The following is a 21,256-nucleotide window of genomic DNA, read 5'->3' on the forward strand; positions in this document are numbered from 1 at the left end:
GCGCGTACCAGGAAGGCCACGTCGTGGACGCTACTGCGCCCCTCCCCACCACCGCAGCTCCCAGCGGGGCCGAGGAGATCCGGCTCGAGGGTGTGAGCAAGGTCTACGACGACGGGACCGTCGGGGTCGCCGAGCTCGACCTGACCTTCGCCGCCGGCGAGCTCACCGTGCTGGTGGGGCCCTCGGGGTGCGGCAAGACGACGACGATGAAGATGATCAACCGGATCATCGAGCCGACCACCGGACGCATCCTCCTGGGCGGCGAGGACGTGACCGGGGCGGACCCGGTCAAGCTCCGGCGCCGGATCGGCTACGTGATCCAGAACGTCGGCCTGTTCCCCCACCAGACGGTGCGGGTCAACGTCGGCACGGTGCCGCGGCTGCTTGGCTGGGACAAGCGGCGGATCAGGGCCCGCGTCGACGAGCTCCTCGACGTCGTCGGCCTCGACCCCGCCGTCCACGGCGACAGGTACCCGCACCAGCTCTCGGGGGGCCAGCGGCAGCGGGCCGGCGTCGCGCGCGCCCTGGCCGCCGACCCGGGGGTCCTGCTCATGGACGAGCCGTTCTCGGCCGTCGACCCGATCGTCCGCGAGCGGCTCCAGTCGGAGTTCCTGCGCCTGCAGGAGACCGTCCGCAAGACCATCGTGTTCGTCACCCACGACATCGAGGAGGCGGTCCGCCTCGGCGACCGCATCGCGGTGATGAGCCAGGGCGGCCGGGTGGAGCAGTTCGCGACGCCCGCGGACCTGCTGGGCAACCCGGCCACGCCGTTCGTCGCGGACTTCGTCGGCGCCGACCGGGGGCTCAAGCGGCTGGCCGTCACGGGCATCGACGCCGCCGACCTCGAGCACCCGCCGGTCGTGCGGATCGACGACGGCCTGGCCGACGCCCGGGCGGTCCTGAGCCGGGCCGGCGCACGCTGGGCCGTCGTCCTCGACGACCAGCAGTCGCTGCACGGGTGGCTGTCGGCCGAGCGCGCGTCCGGGAGCGGCAGCGTCCGCGACGCCGGCAAGCGCATGGAGGCCTGGGTGCCGGTCGACGCCTCGCTCAAGACCGCCTTCGCGACGATGCTGCAGCACGAGGCCGGCTGGGTCGCGGTGCTCGACGGCGACCGGTTCCTGGGGGTGCTGACGCCCGAGTCGCTGCACGCGGCGCTGCGCCGGTCGGTGGACGGGACGGTGCCGGAGATCGCCGGTGCCGTCTAGCCGCTGACGCCCATGGTCGGCTCGTCGTCGGTCGTCCCGGGCGGGACCCGGCAGGTGGACTCCAGCCACAGCGCCGCGACGACCAGCCCGACCGCGCTCGCGATCCCGATCAGCGCGGTGACGGTGTCGCCGGCGGCCGCCTGCAGGTCGCCCACGGCCGGCCCGACGTGCAGCAGGACGCCGGTCCAGATGCCGGCGAAGACGGCGCCCACGTAGGCGCTCGCCTGCGCCAGGACGGCCAGCCGGGCGACCAGCATCGGCTCGACGGGCCGCACGGGGGCGGCGCCGGGCGTCCCGGTCCCCGTGCGCGTCCGCGCCTCGCGCAGGGCGGTGAGCCGCGCCTTCAACGTCCGCGCGCCCAGGGCCTCGGCGACGGCGAGCACCGCGAGCGGGACGGGCAGCCACCAGTCCAGCGCCGGCAGTTCCCCGTACCAGGCACGGACCAGCAGCCAGGCGGCGACCGCCAGACCGGCGGCGAGGACGGCGAGGTCGCGGCGGCGGACGGGGCTCAATGCAGGTGGTCCCAACGGGTCACCGCGAGCTTGTCGTCGGCGGGCAGCGCGGCGAGCAGGTCGGCGACCCGGCCCCGGCCCGGCAGCACGGCGCCGGGCTCCAGCGTCGACCACGGCAGCAGCACGAAGGCCCGCTCGTGCGCCCGCGGGTGCGGGAGGGTCAGCTCGGGGTCATCGGAGATCACCGGGGTGCCGTCGTCCTCGGTGACCGTGACGACGTCGACGTCGAGGGTGCGCGGCCCCCACCGGACCTCGCGGGTGCGGCCGGCGGCCTGCTCGAGCTCGTGCGCCCGGGCCAGCCAGCCGCGGGCGTCGCACGGCCCGCGCACGATGACCACGGCGTTGAGGTAGGGCGGCTGCTCGACCGGACCCCACGGCGGCGTCTCGTACAGCGTCGAGCGGGCGACCAGGCCGTCGTCCTTGAGGGCGGTGATGGCCGACCGGAGGGCGGCCGCGCGGTCGCCGAGGTTCGCCCCGAGCGACAGCACGGCGCGGCTCACGGGCGCTCCCGCCGGATGGCGACGGTGACGTCGTCGAAGGGCACCCCGAGCTCGGCCTGGGGCTTGTGCACGGTGATCTCGACGGCGGCCACCAGCGGGTTCGCCAGGCAGACGTCGGCGAGGCGCTGCGCCAGCGTCTCGAGCAGGTTCACCGGCTCCCCCGCCAGGACGGCGTACAGGTCGCGGGCGAGGTCGGCGTAGTTGACGGTCTTGTCGAGGTCGTCGCCGGCCGCCGCGGCGGCGGTGTCGACCTCGAGGACGGCGTCGACGCGGAACATCTGCCCGCGCTCGCGCTCGAACGCGTAGACGCCGTGGCGGCCGTGCGCGCGGAGCCCGCGGAGCGTGATCCGGTCAACCACGGCCGCTCCCCCGCGCCGCGCGGACCGCCTCGACGGTGCGGACGGCGTCGACCGACGCTGCCGCGTCGTGCACCCGCACGCCCCAGGCACCGGCCTCCGCGGCCATCACCGTGGTCGCCAGCGTGGCGTGGTCCCGCTGCTCGGCCGGCCGGGGCTCGCCGTCGGGCCCGGCGAGCAGCCGGCCGAGGAACGTCTTCCGCGACGAGCCGACCAGCACCGGCAGCCCCAGCCCGACGAGCCGGTCCAGCCCGGCCAGCAGCGCCCAGTTGTGCTCGGCCCGCTTGGCGAAGCCGAGGCCGGGATCCAGCACCAGCTGCTCGGGGGCGACGCCGATCGCGACGACGTCCTCGACGCGCGCGGTCAGCTCGGCGCAGACCTCGGTGACGACGTCGCCGTACCGGGCGGCGGCGTACATCTCGCGGCTGTGCCCCCGCCAGTGCATGAGCACCCACGGGACGCCGGTCTCGGCGATCAGCTCGGCCATGTTCTTGTCGGCCAGGCCACCGCTGACGTCGTTCACCAGCTGGGCGCCGGCGTGGATGGCGGCCTCGGCGACCTCGGCGCGGGTGGTGTCGACGCTGGTCCGCACGCCCGCGGCGGCGAGCTCCCGGACCACGGGGACGACGCGGCGGGCCTCCTCCTCGGCGTCGACGCGGTCGGCGCCGGGCCGGGTGGACTCTCCGCCCACGTCGACGTAGTCGGCGCCGGCGGCGTGCATCGCCAGCCCGTGCGCGATCGCGACCTCCGGGTCGGCGAAGCAGCCGCCGTCGGAGAAGGAGTCGGGAGTGACGTTGAGGACGCCCATGACCACGCACCGGCCGGGGCGCGGGAGGGAGATCACTTCCCCAGCACCAGGCTCATCGCCTCGTTCCGCGTCGCCGCGCTGTCGCGGAACATGCCGCGGACCGCCGAGGTCACGGTCGTGGAACCGGGCTTGCGGATACCGCGCATGGCCATGCACAGGTGCTCCGCCTCGATGACGACGATGACGCCGCGGGGCTTGAGCACCTCGTCCAGCGCGTCGGCGATCTGGCGGGTCATCCGCTCCTGCACCTGCGGCCGGCGCGCGTACACCTCCACCAGCCGGGCCAGCTTCGACAGACCCGTCACCCGGCCGTCCTCGGCCGGGATGTAGCCGACGTGCGCCTTGCCGTGGAAGGGCACCAGGTGGTGCTCGCACGTCGAGTACATCGGGATGTCCTTGACCAGGACCATCTCGTCGTGGTCCTCGGCGAAGGTGGTCGCCAGGATGTCGTAGGGGTCCTGGGAGAGACCGGCGAAGGTCTCGGCGTACGCGCGGGCCACCCGGGCAGGGGTGTCCTGCAGCCCGGGCCGGTCGGGGTCCTCGCCCACGGCGATCAGCAGCTCGCGGACGGCGGCCGCCGCCCGCGCCTGGTCGACCTCGCCCACGGTCCGCATCCCGCCGGGCCCGATGTCGCCGGCGGTCATCGCTGTGCGGGTGCTCCGACGTCACCCACCGGGGTGCTGCTCCCGCTGGCGTGGCCGTTGCCGTTCTGCGCGGCGACCTCGGCGGGGGTGAGCACCGGGGGCTGGTCGGAGGGCGTCCGCTTGCCGAAGCCGTTGTATGGCGCGAGCGAGGGGCGCTTGGTGACCGGCGCGCAGATGCGGGCCATGTCCTCCTTGGAGAGCGTCTCCTTCTCGATCAGCTCGAGGACGAGCTGGTCGAGGACGCCCCGGTACTCCACCAGGATCTCCCAGGCCTCGTCGTGCGCGGCCTCGATCAGCGCGCGGATCTCCGCGTCGATGTCGGCGGCGACGGCCTCGGAGTAGTCCGGGCGCGAGCCCATGTCGCGGCCCAGGAACGGCTCGGCGTCGGTGCTGCCGTACTTCACCGCACCGAGCTTGGCGCTCATGCCGTACTGGGTCACCATCGCGCGGGCCATCGAGGTGGCCTTCTCGATGTCGTTGCCGGCGCCGGTGGTCGGCTCGTGGAAGACCAGCTCCTCGGCCGCCCGCCCGCCGAGGGCGTAGGCCAGGGTGTCGATCATCTCCGACCGGGTCTGGGTGTACTTGTCCTCGGTCGGCAGGACGAGCGTGTGCCCGAGCGACCGGCCGCGCGGCAGGATCGTCACCTTGTGCACGGGGTCGAGGTTCGGCAGCGCGTGCGCGACCAGGGCGTGCCCGCCCTCGTGGTACGCGGTGACCTTCTTCTCCTTCTCGCTCATCGCCCGCGTCTTGCGCTCGGGGCCGGCGATGACGCGGTCGATCGCCTCCTCGAGGGTGGCGTCGGTGATGAGCGAGGCGTTGGTGCGCGCGGTGAGGAGCGCCGCCTCGTTGAGCACGTTGGCCAGGTCGGCACCGGTGAAGCCCGGCGTCCGGCGGGCGACGGTCTCCAGGTCGACGTCCGGCGCGAGCGGCTTGCCCTTGGCGTGCACCGACAGGATCGCCTTGCGGCCCAGCAGGTCGGGCCGGTCGACGGCGATCTGCCGGTCGAAGCGGCCGGGGCGCAGCAGGGCCGGGTCGAGGATGTCGGGCCGGTTGGTCGCGGCGATCATGATCACGCCGCCCTTGACGTCGAAGCCGTCCATCTCGACGAGCATCTGGTTGAGGGTCTGCTCGCGCTCGTCGTGACCGCCGCCCATGCCGGCACCGCGGTGGCGGCCGACGGCGTCGATCTCGTCGACGAAGATGATCGCCGGGGCGTTGGCCTTGGCCTGCTCGAACAGGTCGCGGACCCGGCTGGCGCCGACACCGACGAACATCTCGACGAAGTCCGAGCCGGAGATCGAGAAGAACGGCACCCCGGCTTCGCCGGCCACGGCGCGGGCCAGCAGCGTCTTGCCGGTCCCGGGCGGGCCGAACAGCAGCACGCCCTTGGGGATCTTCGCGCCGACGGCCTGGAACTTGACCGGGTTCTGCAGGAAGTCCTTGATCTCGTGCAGTTCCTCGACGGCCTCGTCGGCACCGGCGACGTCGGCGAACGTCGTCTTCGGGGTGTCCTTGGTGACCTGCTTGGCCTTGGACTTGCCGAACTGCATGACGCCGCGGCCGCCGCCCTGCATGGAGTTGAACAGCCAGAACAGCAGCAGCAGGAGGATCAGGAACGGCAGGAAGCTGACCAGCAGGCTCACCAGCAGGCTCTGCTGGGTGACGTTGGTGTCGAAGTCGACGGCGTCGTCGTCGCCCTGGCCGGAGACCCGGTCGTAGATGTCGTCGGAGGCCCCGAGCGGGTAGGACGCGGTGATCTGCCGGCTGCCCTCGACCTCGCTCTTCAGCTCGAGGTCGAGCGTCTGCTCCTTGTCGTTGATCGTCGCGGACTCGACGTTGCCCGCATCGAGCTGCTGCAGCGCGACGGAGGTGGACACCTCCTTGCCGGAGGTGCCGCCACCCAGGGTCCAGGAGAACGTGAGGGCGACCAGGACGACGAGGACGACCCAGAACCACACGGAGCGGAAGATCTTCTTACGTTCCATACACCGATGCCGGGCGCCGGGAGACCGGTCGGCCCGTCGACCCTCCTGATCGTCCGGGGACGCCGCCTGCGATCCGGGCGAGGACCCCGGCGCTGGGGACAGCGTCGTCGCGATCGACGGTACACCGGGCCGTCTGCGAATCCGCTGGGCGCGAGCTGGGGATGACCCGGTAGGTGGACTGTCGCGGCGAGTGGGACCCGGAGGGTTCCGCGCAGCCGCGACGCAGCGGCTCAGCGCATCAGGGGGACGGCACCTGGCCGCGGTGTCGTCCGGAGGACGACGTCAGGTATAGACCTCGGGCTTGAGGGTGGCGATGTAGGGCAGGTCGCGGTAGCGCTCGGCGTAGTCGAGGCCGTAGCCGATGACGAACTCGTTGGGGATGTCGAACCCGATGTACTTCACCGGCACCTCGACCTTCACGGCGTCGGGCTTGCGCAGCAGCGCGCACACCTCGAGCGACGCCGGCTGCCGGCCGCCGAGGTTCTTCAGCAGCCAGGAGAGCGTGAGGCCGGAGTCGATGATGTCCTCGAGCACGAGGACGTGCTTGCCGGTGATGTCGCGGTCGAGGTCCTTGAGGATCCGCACGACGCCGGAGGAGCTGGTGGCCGAGCCGTAGGAGGAGACGGCCATGAACTCCATCTGCGTGGGCAGCTGCAGCGCCCGGGCGAAGTCGCTCATGAAGAGCACCGCGCCCTTGAGCACGCCGACCAGGAGGACCTCCTTGCCGGCGTAGTCGGCGGCGATCTCGGTGGCCAGCTCGGCGATCTTCTGCTGGATCTGCTCCTCCGAGAGGAGCACGTGGTCGATGTCCGGGCCGTACCCGTGGTCGGGGCCGAGGGCCCCGGGAGTGCTGACGGCTTCGGTCACGCGAGCGGCTCCTCGGAGTGCGGGGGTGGTGCGACCCGGTCGTCCGGGCCCAGCAGGACCAGCCTGCCAGACGCCCGGACGACGCCCGCGCCGCCGGGTAGGTCGACCCGGCCCTGCCCCCGCCACCGGACGAGCAGCGCCTCGACCGCGGCCAGGTGCACCGCCTGCAGGTCGGGGACCCCGCCGGCCCGCAGCCACAGGCGCAGCACCCGTCGCCGCAGCGCCGCGGGCAGCGCCTCCACCGCCTCGACCGGCAGCTCGCCGCCGTGGCCGGGCAGGGCGTCGGCGGCCAGCGCGTCGAGGGCGTCGAGGTCCTCGCGCAGCTGCGCCGCCGTCCTCGCCAGCGCCGGGGCCACCCCGCCGCCGAGCACCTCCTCCAGCAGCGGCAGGACCTCGGTGCGCAGCCGGACGCGCGTGTAGGCCGGGTCGGCGTTCCACGGGTCGTCCCACACGGGCAGCCCCTGGTCGGCGCACGCCTGGCGCGCGGTGGCCCGGCGGACGCCGAGCAACGGGCGCCAGTACGGCGGGCGGTACTCGACCATGCCGGCCACCGAGCGCGGCCCCGAACCCCGGCCGAGGCCCAGCAGGACCGTCTCGGCCTGGTCGTCGAGGGTGTGCGCCAGGGCGATCCGGGCGGCGTGCTGCTCCGCGGCGGCGCCCAGGACGGCGTACCGGGCGGCGCGCGCGGCCCCTTCCGGTCCGCCGTCGTCCCCCACCTTGGCGCTGAGCACGACGACGGGGTCCAGGCCGAGCCCCCGCAGCAGCTCGGCGGTGCGGTCGGCGCGCTGCGCCGACCCCGGCTGCAACCCGTGGTCGACGGTCACCCCGCCGACCCGGACGCCGGCGTCGCGCGCCTCGAAGGCCAGGGCGGCCGCCAGCGCGACGGAGTCCGCTCCCCCGCTGCACGCCACGAGCACCGGCTGCGGCGAGCTCCGCAGCCCGGCGCGCACCGCGTGCCGCAGGACGGCGACCGCGCGGGGAGGACCGGCCACGGCGGGCTCAGGCGGGGATGGCGGGACGGCCGTGCACGCGCTCGACCCAGCGCTCGGGCGCGGTGAGCTCGTCGATCCGCGGCAGGTTCTCGGGGCCCTCCCACACGCGGTTGAACCCGTCCATGCCGACCAGCTCGATCACCCCGCCGACGAAGACGCGCCCCTCGGCGTACTGCTTCATCTTCTGCTCGAGGCCGAGCAGGCGGCGCACCACGCGGTCGAGCGGGCCGCGGCCCTTGCGGCGCTGGGCGAACCGCTTCCGCAGGGTCCGCACGGACGGGACGACGTCCGGGCCGACCTCGTCCATGACGTACTCGGCGTGCCCCTCGACCAGGCTCATGACCGCGGTGACCCGGTCAAGCACGGCCCGCTGCTCGGGGTCGCGGACCAGCGCCATCAGGCCCTCGGACTCGCCGTCGCCACCCCGGACGGCGTCGGTGAGGCTGCGCAGCACGTCCTGCAGCCGCTCCCGCAGCACGTCCGCGTTCAGGTCGGTGGCCTCCACGAACCGGGCGATCTCCGCCTCGAGGTGGCCCTTGAGCCAGGGCACGGCGGTGAACTGCAGCTGGTGGGTGACCTCGTGCAGGCAGACCCAGAGCCGGAAGTCGGCGGGGTCGACGCCGAGCTTCCGCTCGGTCGCCACGATGTTGGGGGCCACGAGGAGCAGCTGGCCGCCGGTGCCGAAGACCTCGTACTGACCGAGGACGCGCGAGGACAGGAAGGCCAGGATGCCGCCGGCCTGGACGCCGGTGGCCCGGGACCCGATCGCGGTGGCGATCGCCCCGGGGCGGGAGTCCTGCTTGGCGGCGAGGGCCTCAACCAGCGGGTCGAGGAGCGCGGCCATGCCCCGGGCGTTCGCGTCGGCCCAGCCGGGGCGGTCGACCACGACGACCTGAGGTGCCGGGCCGCCGGGCACCGGGCTCAGGCCGGTCAGCCGCTCGACGTGCGCGACGGCGACGGCCGCGGCCTCGTGCAGGTCGCGGACGACGCCGGCGGCCTCCTCGCGCGTGGTCGCGGGTCCCGCGCTCATCAGCTTGCGGGCCGTGCGTCCGGCGAGGTCCCAGTCGACCATCGAGGAGGCGCTCGTCATCGCCTCACCGTACGCGGACGGGCGCCGGACGGGCCTCCGTTCAGCGGCAGCCGCAGCCGGCGAGCGCAGCGGCGACGTCGTCGAGCGCGGCCTCGGCAGCGGCCTCGCTGCCGGAGCCGTCGGCCACGACGGCGAACGACAGCAGTCGACCGTCGGTGGTCACCACCGTCCCGGCGAGCGCGTGCACCCCGAGGAGGGTGCCCGTCTTGGCACGGACGGTGCCGGGCGCGGCGCCGGCGTCCCCGCGGTCGAACAGCGTGCCGTCGTAGCCGGCCACCGGCAGGCCCGACAGCAGCGCCGAGGTCCCGTCGAGGGTGCCGTCGGCGGCGCTGGTGACGACCTCGGTGAGCACGGCGGCCGGGATCCGGTCGGACTGCGACAGCCCGCTGCCGTCGAACAGCGCGACGCCCGTCGTGTCGATGCCCGCCCCGGACAGCGCCTGGACGATCGCCTGCGCGCCGCCCTCGAAGGTGGCCGGGAGGTCCTCGGCGATCGCCACGTGGCGGGCCAGCGACTCGGCCAGCATGTTGTCCGACATCGACAGCATCTGCTCGACCAGCCGGCCGACCGGCGCCGACCGGACCGTCGCGAGCGTCTCCGCGCCGGCCGGGGCCTCGCCGAGGACGACGGTCGCGCCGGGCGCGCCGAGGGCGTCGGCGAGAGCAGACCCGGCGTCGATCCCCGGCTGCCCGCTGCGCGCCTGGGAGCCCGGGCTGACCCGGGCGCCGTCGACGGCCGTCGCGGTCACCGGGGCGGCGTAGGTGGAGGGGGCGTCGCCGGTCCCCCACCCGGACGCGGTCAGTGCGCCGCTGAAGAGCGAGTTGTCGACGACGATCCGGGTGACCGGCGTCCCCGCCGGCATCGCGGCGACGACCTGGGCGGCCAGGTCGGCGACCGTCGCTGCTCCCGGGTAGGACTGGGACGGCGAGGTGCGGGACAGGGTGGGGTCGCCGCCGCCGACCAGCACGACCTCGCCCGGGCTCGCGCCGGCGACGACCGTCGTCTCCAGGGTCTCGGCCGGGTCGAGGGTGACGAGGGTCGCCGCGGCGGTGAGCAGCTTCGCCGTCGACGCGGGGACGGCGGGGTCGCTGGCGTCCAGGTCGAGCAGGACGCCGCCGGTGGCGACGTCCACGACCTCCGCGGACACCCCGGTGCCGAGACCCGCGGCGGTCAGCAGCGGGGTGAGCTGGCTGCTGAGGACGGCGGGGTCCGGGGCGGGGGCGTCGGTGCCCAGCGAGGCGAGGACCGGGGAGGCGTCGCCCAGGTCGGGCAGCTCGGCGTCGGGCACGTCGACGGCCTCGGGGCCGCCCCCGCCGTTCCCGCCGCTGAGCAGCAGGCCGACGCCGACACCGCCGCCGATGAGGAGCAGGACGAGCCCGATGATGCCCATCGCGAGCCGTCGGCGGAAACGCCCGGTCTTCGCTGTGACGATCGTCGAACCACTCGACGCGATGGTGCCCACCCCCCAGAAAGGCGACCCGCCGATTGCTGCGGGTCGCCGTGGGTCACACTACGTCCGTGCAGTTCGACGTGACGGTAGAAATCCCGAAGGGCCAGCGGAACAAGTACGAGCTGGACCATGCCACCGGACGCATCCGCTTGGACCGGATGCTGTTCACCTCCACCCGCTACCCGGCGGACTACGGCTACATCGAGAACACCCTGGGGCAGGACGGCGACCCGCTCGACGCCCTGGTCCTGCTCGAGGAGCCGACCTTCCCCGGGTGCCTGATCACCTGCCGGGCCATCGGCATGTTCCGCATGACCGATGAAGCGGGCGGGGACGACAAGGTCCTCACCGTGCCGGCGACCGACCCGCGGATGTCCCACCTCATGGACATCTCCGACGTGTCGGAGTTCGACCGCCTGGAGATCCAGCACTTCTTCGAGACCTACAAGGACCTCGAGCCCGGCAAGTCCGTCGAGGGCGCCGAGTGGGTCGGCCGAGAAGAGGCCGAGAAGGAGATCCTGGCTTCGCTCGAGCGCGCCAAGAACGGCGACGCCCACCACTGAACCGGCTCGGTCCGCCGGGTCGCCGAACGCATCGACGGCGGCACACCTCCCGCGAGGTGTGCCGCCGTCGGCGTTCCAGCCCTGCTCAGCCGGCGCGCGTCAGCGACGTCGTGTCCACCCGGCCGAAGACGTCGACCACCAGGTCGGCGACCGCGTCGGAGTGGACGGACTGGGTGACGTCGAAGAACAGGGGGATGACCGGCATGTCCTCCAGGACGACGTCCTCGGCCCGGTTGTAGGCGCCGATGGCGTCGGCACCGCTCGCGGCCGCGTTGCCCTCGGCGACCAGCGCGTCGAACGCCGCGCTGCTGTAGAAGGCGTAGTTGGCATCGGACCCGGTGGAGAACAGCGGCTCCAGGAAGTTCTGCGGGCTCGGGTAGTCCATCGACCAGCCCATGCGGAACGGGCCGGTCATGCCCTGGGTGGCCAGCAGCGGGCCGTACTGCGGCGGGGCCAGCTCGCCGTGCAGCACGTACTCGACGCCGAGGTTGCTCCGCAGCTGGTTGCCGACGGCCTCCATCCACGGGTCGTTGCCGGCGCCGGCGTTGAACCACAGGTCGATCGGCCGGGTCCGGTCGAAGCCGGCCTCGTCGAGCAGCTCGTTCGCCCGCTCGACGTCGAGGGTGCAGTACGCGCAGGCACCGTCGCGGTGACCGTCGACGACCGGCGGCACGATCGCGTCCGCAGCCTCGCGGGTACCGGCGAAGATCTGCTCGGCGATGAGGTCGCGGTCGATCGCGAGCGACAGCGCCTGGCGCACCCGCGGGTCGCTGTAGCGCTCGTCGTACAGCGGCAGGCCGAGGTAGGTCAGGCCGGACGCGGAGGTCTCGACGTAGCGCCCCTCGAAGTCCTCGGGCGCGGTGCCGCTCGCGTCGGCCGGGATCCGCGGGACGACGTCGACGTTGCCGGCCAGGGCGTCGGTGTACGCGGTGCTGGTCTCGGCGTAGACGCGGAACTCGATCGCGTCGACGGCGGGCCGCTCGCCGGCGAACTCGTCGTAGGCCCGGACCGTGATGCCCTCGCCCGGCTCGAACGCGCCGTCGGCGCGGAACGGCCCGTTGCCGACCGGACGGGTGCCGAAGGCCTCCGGGTCGTCGAAGAACGACTGCGGCAGCGGGAAGAACGGGTTGTAGCCGAGCGTCACCGGGAACTGCGCGAACGGCGCGGCCAGCGTCACGGTGAAGGTGGAGTCGTCGACCACCCGCAGGCCGCTCATCTCCGTCGCGGCGGGCTCGCCGGTGGGCTCGCCCTCGTCGTCGGTCGGGGCCTGCAGGTCGCCGAAGCCCTCGACGTTGGCGAAGAAGTAGGAGCCGGCCTGCGCGTTCTGGCTGTACGCCGTCCAGTTCCAGGCGTCGACGAACGACGCGGCCGTCACCGGGGTCCCGTCGTGGAACGTCCAGCCGTCGCGCAGCTCCACCGTCCAGGTGGTGCTGTCCTCCGAGGTGACCGACTCGGCGACGCCGGTGTAGCTGACCTCCCCGTCGGCGGTGTACTCGACCAGGCCGGTCCAGAGGGACTCGAGGACCTGGCTGCCGTACTCCTCGACGGTGTTGCCGGGGACCAGGGAGCTCATCGGCTCGCCGATCGCGATGCTGACCGCCTCCGGCGAGCCCGTGCCACCGGCCGCCGCCCCACCGCAGCCGGTGAGGAGCACGGCGCCGGCGAGGACCGCGACGTGGAGACGGAGGGAACGCTTGAGAGGTGTCATGACCGCGCTTTCCCGCAGCCGATCGTCGTGGCCGCGGACGTGGAACGGCGCGGCTGCGGTCGCAGCCGTACTCACCGGCATCCGCAGAGCAGGTCGTCGCGAAGCGGGCGCCGCTTGAGGGAGACGTGGGTCATAGGACCCCGGGAACGACGCAGCGGGCCCGTCCGGATGGACGAACCCGCTGGTGGTGAGGGAGAGCCGCCTGTCGGAATCGAACCGACGACCTTCTCATTACGAGTGAGATGCTCTACCGACTGAGCTAAGGCGGCGGACTGCCCGCACAGCCTACGACACCGCGGCGCCCGCTCCGCGCAGGGCCACCCGGGTCAGGCGGGCAGGCGCAACGCCACGGTCAGCGCCTCGAGGGCGATCCGCGGCTTCACGTTCTGCTCGAGCGCGAGCCGGCAGTCCAGCACGGCGTCGATGCGCCGTAGCGCCCCCTCGGCGCCGATCCGGCGGGCCAGCTCGGCGGCGTCGGCCCGGCGGTCGGGGTGCAGCAGCTGGGGCGGGTCCTCGCCGGTGGCGTCCAGGACGAGCGCGTCCCGGTAGAGGCCGGCGAGGTCGACGAGGGCACGGTCGAGCGAGTCGCGGCCGAGCCGGGTCGCCCGCGACTTCTGCCGCTTCTCCAGCTCCTTGAGCTGGCCCGCGCCGCGGCTGGCGGCCGCGACGCCCGGGCCGCGGGCACCGACGCCGAGGCTGGCCTTCACCGCCTCGGTCTCGGCACCGTCGAGCGCGGCCGTCGCCTCGTCGGCCTCCTCCTGCGCGGCCCCGACCAGGTCGTCGGCGGCGTCGAGGCAGGCGGCCAGCGAGACGAGCTTCAGAGGCACGTCGAGGACGGCCTTGCGCGCCATCCGCGCCGCCTCGTCGCGGGCCAGCCGGCGGGCGCGGCCGACGTGCCCGGCCGCCGCCGCGGCGGCCCAGGCGGCGAGGGCCGGGTCGATGCCGTCGCGGCTCACCAGGACGTCGGCGACGGCGTCGACGGGCGGGGTGCGCAGACCGACCACGCGGCAGCGGGAACGGATGGTCACCGGCACGTCGTCCGGGTGCAGGCTCGGCGCGCAGAGCAGGAAGACCGTCCGCGCGGGCGGCTCCTCGAGCATCTTCAGGACCGTGTTGGCCGCCTGCTCGGTCATCCGGTCGGCGTCCTCGACCAGCACGACCTGCCAGCGACCCTGCGACGGCGCGCGCCCGGCGATCCGCACGATCTCGCGGACCTCGGCGACACCGATCGACAGCCCCTCGGGGACCACGGTCTGCACGTCGGCGTGCGTACCGGCCAGCACGGTCCGGCAGGCGTGGCAGGTGCCGTCACCGCCGGCGGGGCACTGGAGCGCCGCCGCGAAGGCACGGGCCGCGACCGAGCGGCCGGACCCGGGCGGGCCGGTGAACAGCCAGGCGTGCGTCATGGCCGCGGGGTCGGCGACGGCGGCCCGCAGCTCCGCGACCACGGCTTCCTGGCCGATGACCTGCGACCAGACTCCCCCGGCGCCGCTCACGGGTGCAGCTGCGGGGTCGAGCCGGTCTGGGCGTGCGGCCGGTGCGGCCCGGTCGGGGTCAGCTCCTCGTGCGCCACCGTGGCGCCGTTGACCCGGGACCGGCCGACGTCCTGCTGCGCCAGCTGCTGCAGGGGCAGGCCGGAGAGCAGCTCGGCGATGCGGACGCGGATCGCCGCCGCGATCTGGTCCGGCGACTCCCGGGCGTCCAGGACCAGGTACCGGTCGGGATCGGACTCGGCCAGGGCGCGGAACGTCTGCCGGACCCGCTGGTGGAACTCGAGGGACTCCGACTCCAGCCGGTCGGCCACCGCGCGGCCGCGCGCCCGCGCGAGGCCCACCTCCGGCGGCAGGTCGAGCAGGATCGTCAGGTCGGGCTGCAGGCCCTCGGTGGCCCAGCGGGAGAGCATCCGGACGTCGTCCAGCGGGATGGTGCGGCCCGCGCCCTGGTAGGCCAGCGAGCTGTCGACGAACCGGTCGGTGATCACGACCTCGCCCGCGTCGAGGGCCGGGCGCAGGACGTCGTGGACGTGCTGGGCGCGGTCGGCGGCGTAGAGCAGCGCCTCGGACCGGGACGAGATGCCGACCTGCGCCTTGTCGAGCACGATCGCCCGGATCCCGGCGCCCGAGGGGGTGGCGCCCGGCTCGAAGGTGGCCCGTGCGACCAGCCCCTCGTTGGTCAGCCACTCCTGCAGCCGGCGGACCTGCGTGGACTTGCCGGCTCCCTCGCCGCCCTCGAACGCGATGAGCACCCCGCCGCCGGCCAGGCGCCGCCGGGCGGTGGTGTCGCGGCGGATGGCGGTGACGACGTCGGCCAGCAGCGGCACCGGCCGCCCGTCGTCCATCTGGCGGTAGGCCAGGATGCCGACGCCCAGGGCCAGCAGGCCGGCGACGAAGAGCATGATCCGCTCGCCGGTGATCGGGACGGCGAACACCCCGACGTCCACGGAGTGCTGGCCGATGGCGCCGACGCAGAACGGGACGACCGCCAAGGAGAGGATCAGCGCCGCCCGGACCAGCGACTGGACGATGGCGAACGTGCGGCCGCGGATCTCGTCCTCGACCTCGGTGCCCAGCAAGGTGAAGCCGGCCAGGTACGCGATGCCGGCGAAGAACCCCATGAAGACGACCAGCAGCAGCGCGATCCACAGCGTGAAGGTCCACGACATGAGCAGGACCATCACCCCGGCCACCGCCACGGCGAGGCCGAAGATCCGCTCGCGCGCGAGGTCGCGGGCGATGCTCGGACCGAACGCGATGCCGGCCCCGAGGCCCACGAAGACGGCCCCGAAGAGCAGCCCGTAGGCGGCCTCCCCACCGCCGAGCGCGTTGGCGAAGGCCTGCCCGGTCGCGATGATCACGCCGGCCGCGGCCATGGCGCCGGTGATGCCGATGACCAGCCCGCGCACCAGCGGGGTGTGCCCGGCGAAGGAGAAGCCGTGCCGGAGGGAACCCAGGAAGCTCTCCTGGGTCGTGACCGTGCCGGCCGCGCGCCGGCCGCTGATCGACGGCAGGTTCCAGATGACCACCGCGGCGACCAGGAAGGTCAGCGCGTTCAGGTACAGCGCGAGGTCCACCTCGTCGACGCCCGGCAGCAGGTCCGAGACGGTCCCGCCGATGGTGGCCAGCACGGCGAACACGATGGCCGCGAGCACGGGGGTGAGCCCGTAGGTGGTCACCAGGGACAGCTGGTTGGCCGGCTCCAGCTGGTCCTTGCGCAGCATGTTCGGCACCGCGGCGTCCTTGGCCGGGATCCAGAACAGGCTGAACGCCTCGATGACGAACTGGGCGATCAGCAACCAGAGCAGGTTGTCGACGATGGGGATCGAGGCGAACAACCCGAACCGGATGACGTCGGTGATCACCATCGTCTTGCGGCGGTCGAACCGGTCGGCGAAAGCCCCGGCCAGGGGGCCGAGCACGATCGCCGGCAGCAGGCGGAAGAGGAGCACGGCGCCGGTCGCGAAGTTCTGCGCGGCGTAGTCCTCGAAGGCCATCCGGGCGGTCGCGGTGATCGCCAGCAGGCCCAGCCAGTCGCCGAAGCTGGACAGCGACATCGACAGCCACAGCTTGCGGAAGTCCTTGACCCGCAGCACGGCGCGCAGCTTGGCCACCAGGCCGACCCCGCCCAGCGCGTCGACGTGCCCGTCCTCGTCGGTCTGCCGCTCACCGACCGGTGCATCGTCCTGGCGCGCCCCGGCGTCCAGCTCCGTCATCGGCACCGCGGCGTCGGCCGGCACCGGCGTGCCCGCAGAGGGCAGGCCGTCGGCCGGCGAAGTCGTCCCTGCGGCCGGGCGCGCCTCGTCGGGCGGCGGCGCCGGGGACGTCGGGTCGGACGGAATCGGTGCTCCCGGGGTCGGAGGTAGGGCGGCGAGCGGTCCCTGGGAAGGGTCACGTTACCGGGGCGCGAGGACGATTCCGGGAGCTTTGCGCCCGGACGGCTGACGGACGCCGCCGATTCCGGCCGCCAGGTGACCGGGGCGGAACTAGGGTCCGAACCGATGGTGGAGCCCGGGCGGACGAGCGGTGACGGAGCGCCGGACGGTGGCCGCGCGCCCGCCGCGTGGGATCCGGCCGGCTACCTGCGCTTCGCCGGGGAGCGGGCGCGGCCGTTCGCGGAGCTGCTCTCGCGGGTCGCGGCGGACGCCCCCGCGCGGGTGGTCGACCTGGGCTGCGGCGAGGGCAGCCTGACCGCGTCCCTGGCCCGCCGCTGGCCGGGAGCGCACGTCACCGGGATCGACTCCTCCCCCGAGATGCTCGCCGCCGCGGCCGCGTCGGCCGTGCCGGGCCGCGTCGAGTTCGAGCTCGGCGACGTGCGGGAGTGGGCGGCCGGGGAACCGGTCGACGTGGTGGTCAGCAACGCCGTGCTGCACTGGGTGCCCGGCCACGAGCGCCTGCTGACCCGGTGGGCGGGTGGTCTGCGTCCCGGCGGCTGGCTCGCCGTGCAGGTGCCGGGCAACTTTCGTGCGCCGACCCACGCCCTGCTCGCCGCGCTGTGCCGGTCACCAAGGTGGGCCGGGCGGCTGGCCGGCGCGGCACCGGACCCGGACGCCGTCCTCGACCCCCTCGGGTACCTCGACGTCCTGACCGCGGCAGGGCTGTCCGCCGACGCCTGGGAGACGACGTACCTGCACGTGCTGCGGGGGCCCGACCCCGTGCTCGGGTGGGTGCGCAGCACCGTCCTGCGTCCGGTGCTCGCCCTGCTGCCCGACGACGACGCGACCCGCTTCACCGCCGAGTACGCCGCCGGGCTCCGCGAGGCCTATCCCCCACGGCTGGACGGCACGACCGTGCTCCCCTTCCGCCGCGTGTTCGCGGTGGGGAGCCGGCTCAGCGAGGGGTGAGCCGGTAGGCGCGGGTCACGTAGGGCAGGTCGATCCCGCTGCTGCCCGCCGTGCCGGGGTGCTCGGACAGCAGGTGCCGCACGCCGGACAGGAACTCCGTCCGCCGGGCGTCGTCCATCACCGCGACGTAGCTGCGGGTCGCGATGCCGGCCACGACGTCCTCGGGCGTCAGCCGCTGCACGATGCCCGATTCGCGCACGGCGACCTCGGCCGAGAGCTCCTCGGCGAACCGGTCCACCACGCCCTGGTCCGCCTCGTGGCCTCGCGCCTCGTCGGCGATCAGCTCCTCCAGCGCCGCGATCCACGGCACCCGGGCGTCCCGGGTGTTCCAGACCAGCCCCAGCACGCCACCCGGGCGCAGCACCCGGCGGATCTCCCGCGCGGCCGGTGCCGGGTCGAACCAGTGCGCCGCCTGGCCGGCGACGACGGCGTCGACCGAGCCGGCCTCCGCCGGCAGCGACTCCGCGGTGCCCACGGCGGTCCGCACCCCCGGGAGCCGGGCGGTCAGCTCGGCCAGCATCTCCGGCGACGGGTCGACCGCCAGGACGTCGTGTGCCAGTCCGGCGACGACCTCGGTCAGCAGACCGGTGCCCGCACCCAGGTCCAGCACGCGCTCCCGCCGGCCCTCCAGCAGGAACGCCACCGCGTCCGCCGGGTAGGTCGGGCGCAGCGCGGCGTAGCCGGCCGCGACCGCCCCGAACGAGCGCGCCCTGACGGCGAAGTCCTGCTCGACCGGGCCGGTCACGCCGGTCAGCCCGCGGTGACCGGCGCGCTCGCCTTGGCGGCGGCGGCCTTCTTGGCGGGCGCCTTCTTGGCCGCCGTCTTCTTCGCCGCGGTCTTCTTGGCTGCCTTCTTCTTCTTGGACGGGCCGGCAGCGCGGCGGTCGGCCAGGAGCTCGGCGGCGCGCTCGATGGTGATCGTCTCGACGTCGTCGCCCTTGCGCAGGCTGGCGTTGGTCTCGCCGTCGGTGACGTAGGGACCGAACCGGCCCTCGCGGACGGTGATCTGCCCCTGGGTCACCGGGTCGGGGCCGAGCTCCTTGAGCGGCGCCTTCGCCGCGGCGCGACCACGCTGCTTCGGCTGGGCGAAGATCGCCAGCGCCTCCTCCAGCGTCGTCGTGAAGAGCTTCTCCTCGCTGTCGAGCGAGCGGGAGTCGGTGCCCTTCTTCAGGTAGGGCCCGTACCGGCCGTTGAGCGCCTGGATCTCCTCGCCGTCCGGCGCGGTGCCGACCGTGCGCGGGAGGGTCAGCAGCCGCAGCGCGTCCTCGAGGGTGACGGTCTCCGGCGACATCGACGAGAACAGGCTCGCCGTCCGCGGCGTGTCCTTGCTGCCCTCGGGGACCACCGTCGTCACGTACGGGCCGTACCGGCCGGCCTTCACGACGACCGGGTGCCCGGACTCGGGGTCGGTGCCGAGCTCGCGGTCGCCGGAGGGCGCCTCCAGCAGCTCGCGCACCTTGTCGGTGGTCAGCTCGTCGGGCGCGAGGTCCTCGGGGATGCTGACCCGCGCGCCCTCCTCGCCGCCGGCCTGCAGGTAGGGCCCGTAGCGGCCGACCCGCACCACGACCGGCTTGCCGTCCGGGCTGGTCGCCCGGAGGGGAATGGAGTTCACGCCGCGCGCGTCGATCTCCTCGAGCCGCTGGCCGACGATCTGCTTGAGCCCGCCGGACTCGGCGATCCCGCCGTCGCCACGGCCGCCACCGCCGAAGTAGAACTCGGTCAGCCAGTCGACCCGGCCGAGGGTGCCGCCGGCGATCTCGTCGAGCTCCTCCTCCAGCGAGGCGGTGAACTGGTAGTCGACGAGCTGGGCGAAGTGCTGCTCGAGCAGGTTCACCACGGCGAACGCGATGAACGAGGGCACGAGCGAGTTGCCCTTCTTCCAGACGTAGCCGCGGTCCTGGATGGTCTGCATGATCGACGCGAAGGTCGACGGCCGGCCGATCCCCAGCTCCTCGAGCCGGGCGACCAGGCTCGGCTCGGTGTACCGCGCCGGCGGGCTGGTGGTGTGGCCCTTGGCGTCGAGCGCCTGGGTGTCGAGCTGCTGGCCGCGCTCGAGCCGGGGCAGCCGGCGCTCGGCGTCGTCGGAGCCCTCGTCGTCGCCACCGTTGGCCGGCGCCTCGTCCCGCGACTCCACGTAGGCCTTGAGGAAGCCGGGGAAGGTGATCGTGCGGCCGCTGGCGGTGAACTCGACGGCTTCGTCGGTGGCGCTGCGCCCGGCGAGCCGGATGCTGACCGTCTGCCCGACGGCGTCGGCCATCTGCGAGGCCACGGTGCGCTGCCAGATCAACTCGTAGAGGCGGAACTCGTCGCGAGCGAGCTGGGGGGCCAGCTGGCCGGGCGTGCGGAAGTTGTCGCCGGCGGGACGGATCGCCTCGTGCGCCTCCTGGGCGCCCTTCGCCTTGCTCTTGTACCGGCGCGCCTCGGCCGGGACGTACGCGTCGCCGTAGAGCTCGCGGGCCTGCTGCCGGGCGGCGTTGATCGCCTCCTGCGACAAGTTCGTCGAGTCGGTGCGCATGTAGGTGATGTGACCGTTCTCGTAGAGCCGCTGCGCGACCCGCATCGTCTGCGCCGAGGACCAGCCGAGCTTGCGGCCGGCGTCCATCTGCAGCGTCGAGGTGGTGAACGGCGCGTACGGGCGACGGCGGTAGGGCTTCTCGTCGACCCGGCCGACGGTCACCTGGCGGCCCGCGAGGCGCGCCGCGAGCCCGCGGGCGCCGGCCTCGTCCAGGTGGACGACGTCACCGCTGACCCGGCCGGTGGCGGGGTCGAAGTCCTTGCCGGTGGCGACCCGGCTGTCGTCGACGCTGACCAGCTTGGCCCGGACGGTCGTGGGCTCGCCCTCGTCGGTCGCCGCGCCCGGGCGGGGGACGGCGAAGGTGCCCTCGAGCGACCAGTAGTCGGCGGCGTGGAACGCCATGCGCTCCCGCTCGCGCTCCACGACGATCCGCGTCGCGACCGACTGCACGCGTCCGGCGGAGAGCTTGGGCAGCACCTTCTTCCAGAGCACCGGGGAGACCTCGTAGCCGTAGAGGCGGTCGAGGATCCGGCGGGTCTCCTGCGCGTCGACCAGGGCGGTGTCGAGCTCGCGCGGGTTGGCGACCGCACGGGCGATCGCCTCCGGGGTGATCTCGTGGAAGACCATGCGGTGCACGGGCACCCGGGGCTTCAGCGTGTCCACCAGGTGCCAGGCGATGGCCTCGCCCTCGCGGTCCTCATCTGTGGCGAGGTAGACCTCGCTGGCGCCCTTCATCAGCTGCTTGAGCCGGCTGACCTGCTGCTTCCGATCGGGGCTGACGACGTACAGCGGCTCGAAGGAGTTGTCGACGTCGACGCCGAGCCGCGCCCAGGCGGCGCCCTTGTGCTCGGCGGGGACGTCGGCGGCGTTGCGCGGCAGGTCGCGGATGTGCCCGACGCTGGCCTCGACCACGTAGCCACTGCCGAGGTAGCCGGCGATCTTGTTCGCCTTGGTCGGCGACTCCACGATGACCAGCGGCTTGCCGCCGGGCGCAGCGGCGCGACGGCGGGCGGGCGCCTTCGTCCCGCCGTCGGTCGCGGTGGCGCTCTCGCTTCCGGGCTGGCTGGTCTTCGTGGGCACGGTGCTCCTGTCGGTGGTGCTGCGTCGGTGCTCTGGTGGTGCTGGGTGTCGAGCGGCGCGGGCTGCCGGGACGGTGCCCGGTTCGTCGGCCCAGTGCGGGCGGACTCCCCCGGCGCCGGCGGGCGCCGCCGCGAGAACGCCCCTC

General features: G+C 74.0%; 18 protein-coding genes and 1 tRNA gene. 3 read left to right on the plus strand and 16 right to left on the minus strand.

Annotated features, from left to right (window positions below; genetic code table 11):
* Positions 1–23: 23 nt before the first annotated feature.
* The gene (locus ACI78T_RS05700; RefSeq protein ID WP_456557112.1) at positions 24–1,205 is read left to right on the plus strand and encodes an ABC transporter ATP-binding protein; all 1,182 of its coding nucleotides are present in this window, start codon (positions 24–26) and stop codon (positions 1,203–1,205) included.
* Here ACI78T_RS05700 and ACI78T_RS05705 read toward each other — a convergent pair.
* The 10 genes from ACI78T_RS05705 to dacB form a co-directional block, all read right to left on the minus strand.
* Positions 1,202–1,717, minus strand: a complete 516-nt coding sequence (locus ACI78T_RS05705; protein ID WP_456557113.1) for a DUF3180 domain-containing protein — start codon at positions 1,715–1,717, stop codon at positions 1,202–1,204. The two genes, ACI78T_RS05700 and ACI78T_RS05705, sit on opposite strands and share 4 nt — an antisense overlap.
* On the minus strand, positions 1,714–2,217 hold the full coding sequence (folK, locus tag ACI78T_RS05710; protein ID WP_456557114.1) for a 2-amino-4-hydroxy-6-hydroxymethyldihydropteridine diphosphokinase: 504 nt from the start codon (positions 2,215–2,217) through the stop codon (positions 1,714–1,716). Before folK ends, ACI78T_RS05705 begins: the two co-directional genes overlap by 4 nt.
* The gene (gene folB / locus ACI78T_RS05715; RefSeq protein WP_456557115.1) at positions 2,214–2,576 is read right to left on the minus strand and encodes a dihydroneopterin aldolase; all 363 of its coding nucleotides are present in this window, start codon (positions 2,574–2,576) and stop codon (positions 2,214–2,216) included. Before folB ends, folK begins: the two co-directional genes overlap by 4 nt.
* Positions 2,569–3,417: a dihydropteroate synthase gene (folP, locus tag ACI78T_RS05720; protein ID WP_456557116.1), complete on the minus strand. Its 849-nt coding sequence runs from the start codon at positions 3,415–3,417 to the stop codon at positions 2,569–2,571. Before folP ends, folB begins: the two co-directional genes overlap by 8 nt.
* Positions 3,414–4,025 (minus strand): GTP cyclohydrolase I FolE, encoded by a 612-nt coding sequence (folE, locus tag ACI78T_RS05725; protein WP_456557117.1) that lies wholly within the window; start codon positions 4,023–4,025, stop codon positions 3,414–3,416. Before folE ends, folP begins: the two co-directional genes overlap by 4 nt.
* The gene (ftsH, locus tag ACI78T_RS05730) at positions 4,022–6,010 is read right to left on the minus strand and encodes an ATP-dependent zinc metalloprotease FtsH (protein WP_456557118.1); all 1,989 of its coding nucleotides are present in this window, start codon (positions 6,008–6,010) and stop codon (positions 4,022–4,024) included. Before ftsH ends, folE begins: the two co-directional genes overlap by 4 nt.
* A gap of 282 nt (positions 6,011–6,292) precedes the next feature.
* The gene (gene hpt / locus ACI78T_RS05735) at positions 6,293–6,877 is read right to left on the minus strand and encodes a hypoxanthine phosphoribosyltransferase (protein WP_456557119.1); all 585 of its coding nucleotides are present in this window, start codon (positions 6,875–6,877) and stop codon (positions 6,293–6,295) included.
* The gene (tilS, locus tag ACI78T_RS05740) at positions 6,874–7,869 is read right to left on the minus strand and encodes a tRNA lysidine(34) synthetase TilS (protein ID WP_456557120.1); all 996 of its coding nucleotides are present in this window, start codon (positions 7,867–7,869) and stop codon (positions 6,874–6,876) included. Before tilS ends, hpt begins: the two co-directional genes overlap by 4 nt.
* A gap of 7 nt (positions 7,870–7,876) precedes the next feature.
* Positions 7,877–8,959: a zinc-dependent metalloprotease gene (locus ACI78T_RS05745; RefSeq protein ID WP_456557121.1), complete on the minus strand. Its 1,083-nt coding sequence runs from the start codon at positions 8,957–8,959 to the stop codon at positions 7,877–7,879.
* Positions 8,960–8,999: 40 nt separating this feature from the next.
* Complete coding sequence (dacB, locus tag ACI78T_RS05750; protein WP_456557122.1) at positions 9,000–10,349, minus strand: D-alanyl-D-alanine carboxypeptidase/D-alanyl-D-alanine endopeptidase; 1,350 nt, start codon at positions 10,347–10,349, stop codon at positions 9,000–9,002.
* Between the two features lie 128 nt (positions 10,350–10,477).
* Here dacB and ACI78T_RS05755 point away from each other — a divergent pair, with 128 nt between their 5' ends.
* Complete coding sequence (locus tag ACI78T_RS05755; protein ID WP_456557123.1) at positions 10,478–10,972, plus strand: inorganic diphosphatase; 495 nt, start codon at positions 10,478–10,480, stop codon at positions 10,970–10,972.
* A gap of 85 nt (positions 10,973–11,057) precedes the next feature.
* Here ACI78T_RS05755 and ACI78T_RS05760 read toward each other — a convergent pair whose 3' ends face one another.
* From ACI78T_RS05760 to tmk, 4 genes are all read right to left on the minus strand, one after another.
* Positions 11,058–12,680: a peptide ABC transporter substrate-binding protein gene (locus ACI78T_RS05760; RefSeq protein ID WP_456557124.1), complete on the minus strand. Its 1,623-nt coding sequence runs from the start codon at positions 12,678–12,680 to the stop codon at positions 11,058–11,060.
* A gap of 196 nt (positions 12,681–12,876) precedes the next feature.
* Positions 12,877–12,949, minus strand: a tRNA-Thr gene (locus tag ACI78T_RS05765).
* 57 nt (positions 12,950–13,006) lie between these two features.
* The gene (locus ACI78T_RS05770; protein WP_456557125.1) at positions 13,007–14,176 is read right to left on the minus strand and encodes a DNA polymerase III subunit delta'; all 1,170 of its coding nucleotides are present in this window, start codon (positions 14,174–14,176) and stop codon (positions 13,007–13,009) included.
* Entirely contained in the window at positions 14,173–16,389 is a 2,217-nt protein-coding gene (tmk, locus tag ACI78T_RS05775) for a dTMP kinase (RefSeq protein WP_456557126.1), read from the minus strand. Before tmk ends, ACI78T_RS05770 begins: the two co-directional genes overlap by 4 nt.
* A gap of 285 nt (positions 16,390–16,674) precedes the next feature.
* Here tmk and ACI78T_RS05780 point away from each other — a divergent pair, with 285 nt between their 5' ends.
* Positions 16,675–17,517, plus strand: a complete 843-nt coding sequence (locus tag ACI78T_RS05780; protein ID WP_456557127.1) for a trans-aconitate 2-methyltransferase — start codon at positions 16,675–16,677, stop codon at positions 17,515–17,517.
* Here the strand turns inward: ACI78T_RS05780 and ACI78T_RS05785 are convergent.
* Both ACI78T_RS05785 and topA read right to left on the minus strand, forming a co-directional pair.
* Positions 17,504–18,262 carry a class I SAM-dependent methyltransferase gene (locus tag ACI78T_RS05785; protein WP_456557128.1) on the minus strand — a complete coding sequence of 253 codons (759 nt, stop codon included), beginning with the start codon at positions 18,260–18,262 and terminating at the stop codon, positions 17,504–17,506. The genes ACI78T_RS05780 and ACI78T_RS05785 overlap by 14 nt on opposite strands.
* Before the next feature lie 5 nt (positions 18,263–18,267).
* Positions 18,268–21,111 (minus strand): type I DNA topoisomerase, encoded by a 2,844-nt coding sequence (gene topA / locus ACI78T_RS05790; RefSeq protein ID WP_456557129.1) that lies wholly within the window; start codon positions 21,109–21,111, stop codon positions 18,268–18,270.
* Between the last annotated feature and the right edge of the window lie 145 nt (positions 21,112–21,256).

It is taken from the genome of Blastococcus sp. SYSU D00922, from assembly GCF_054050495.1.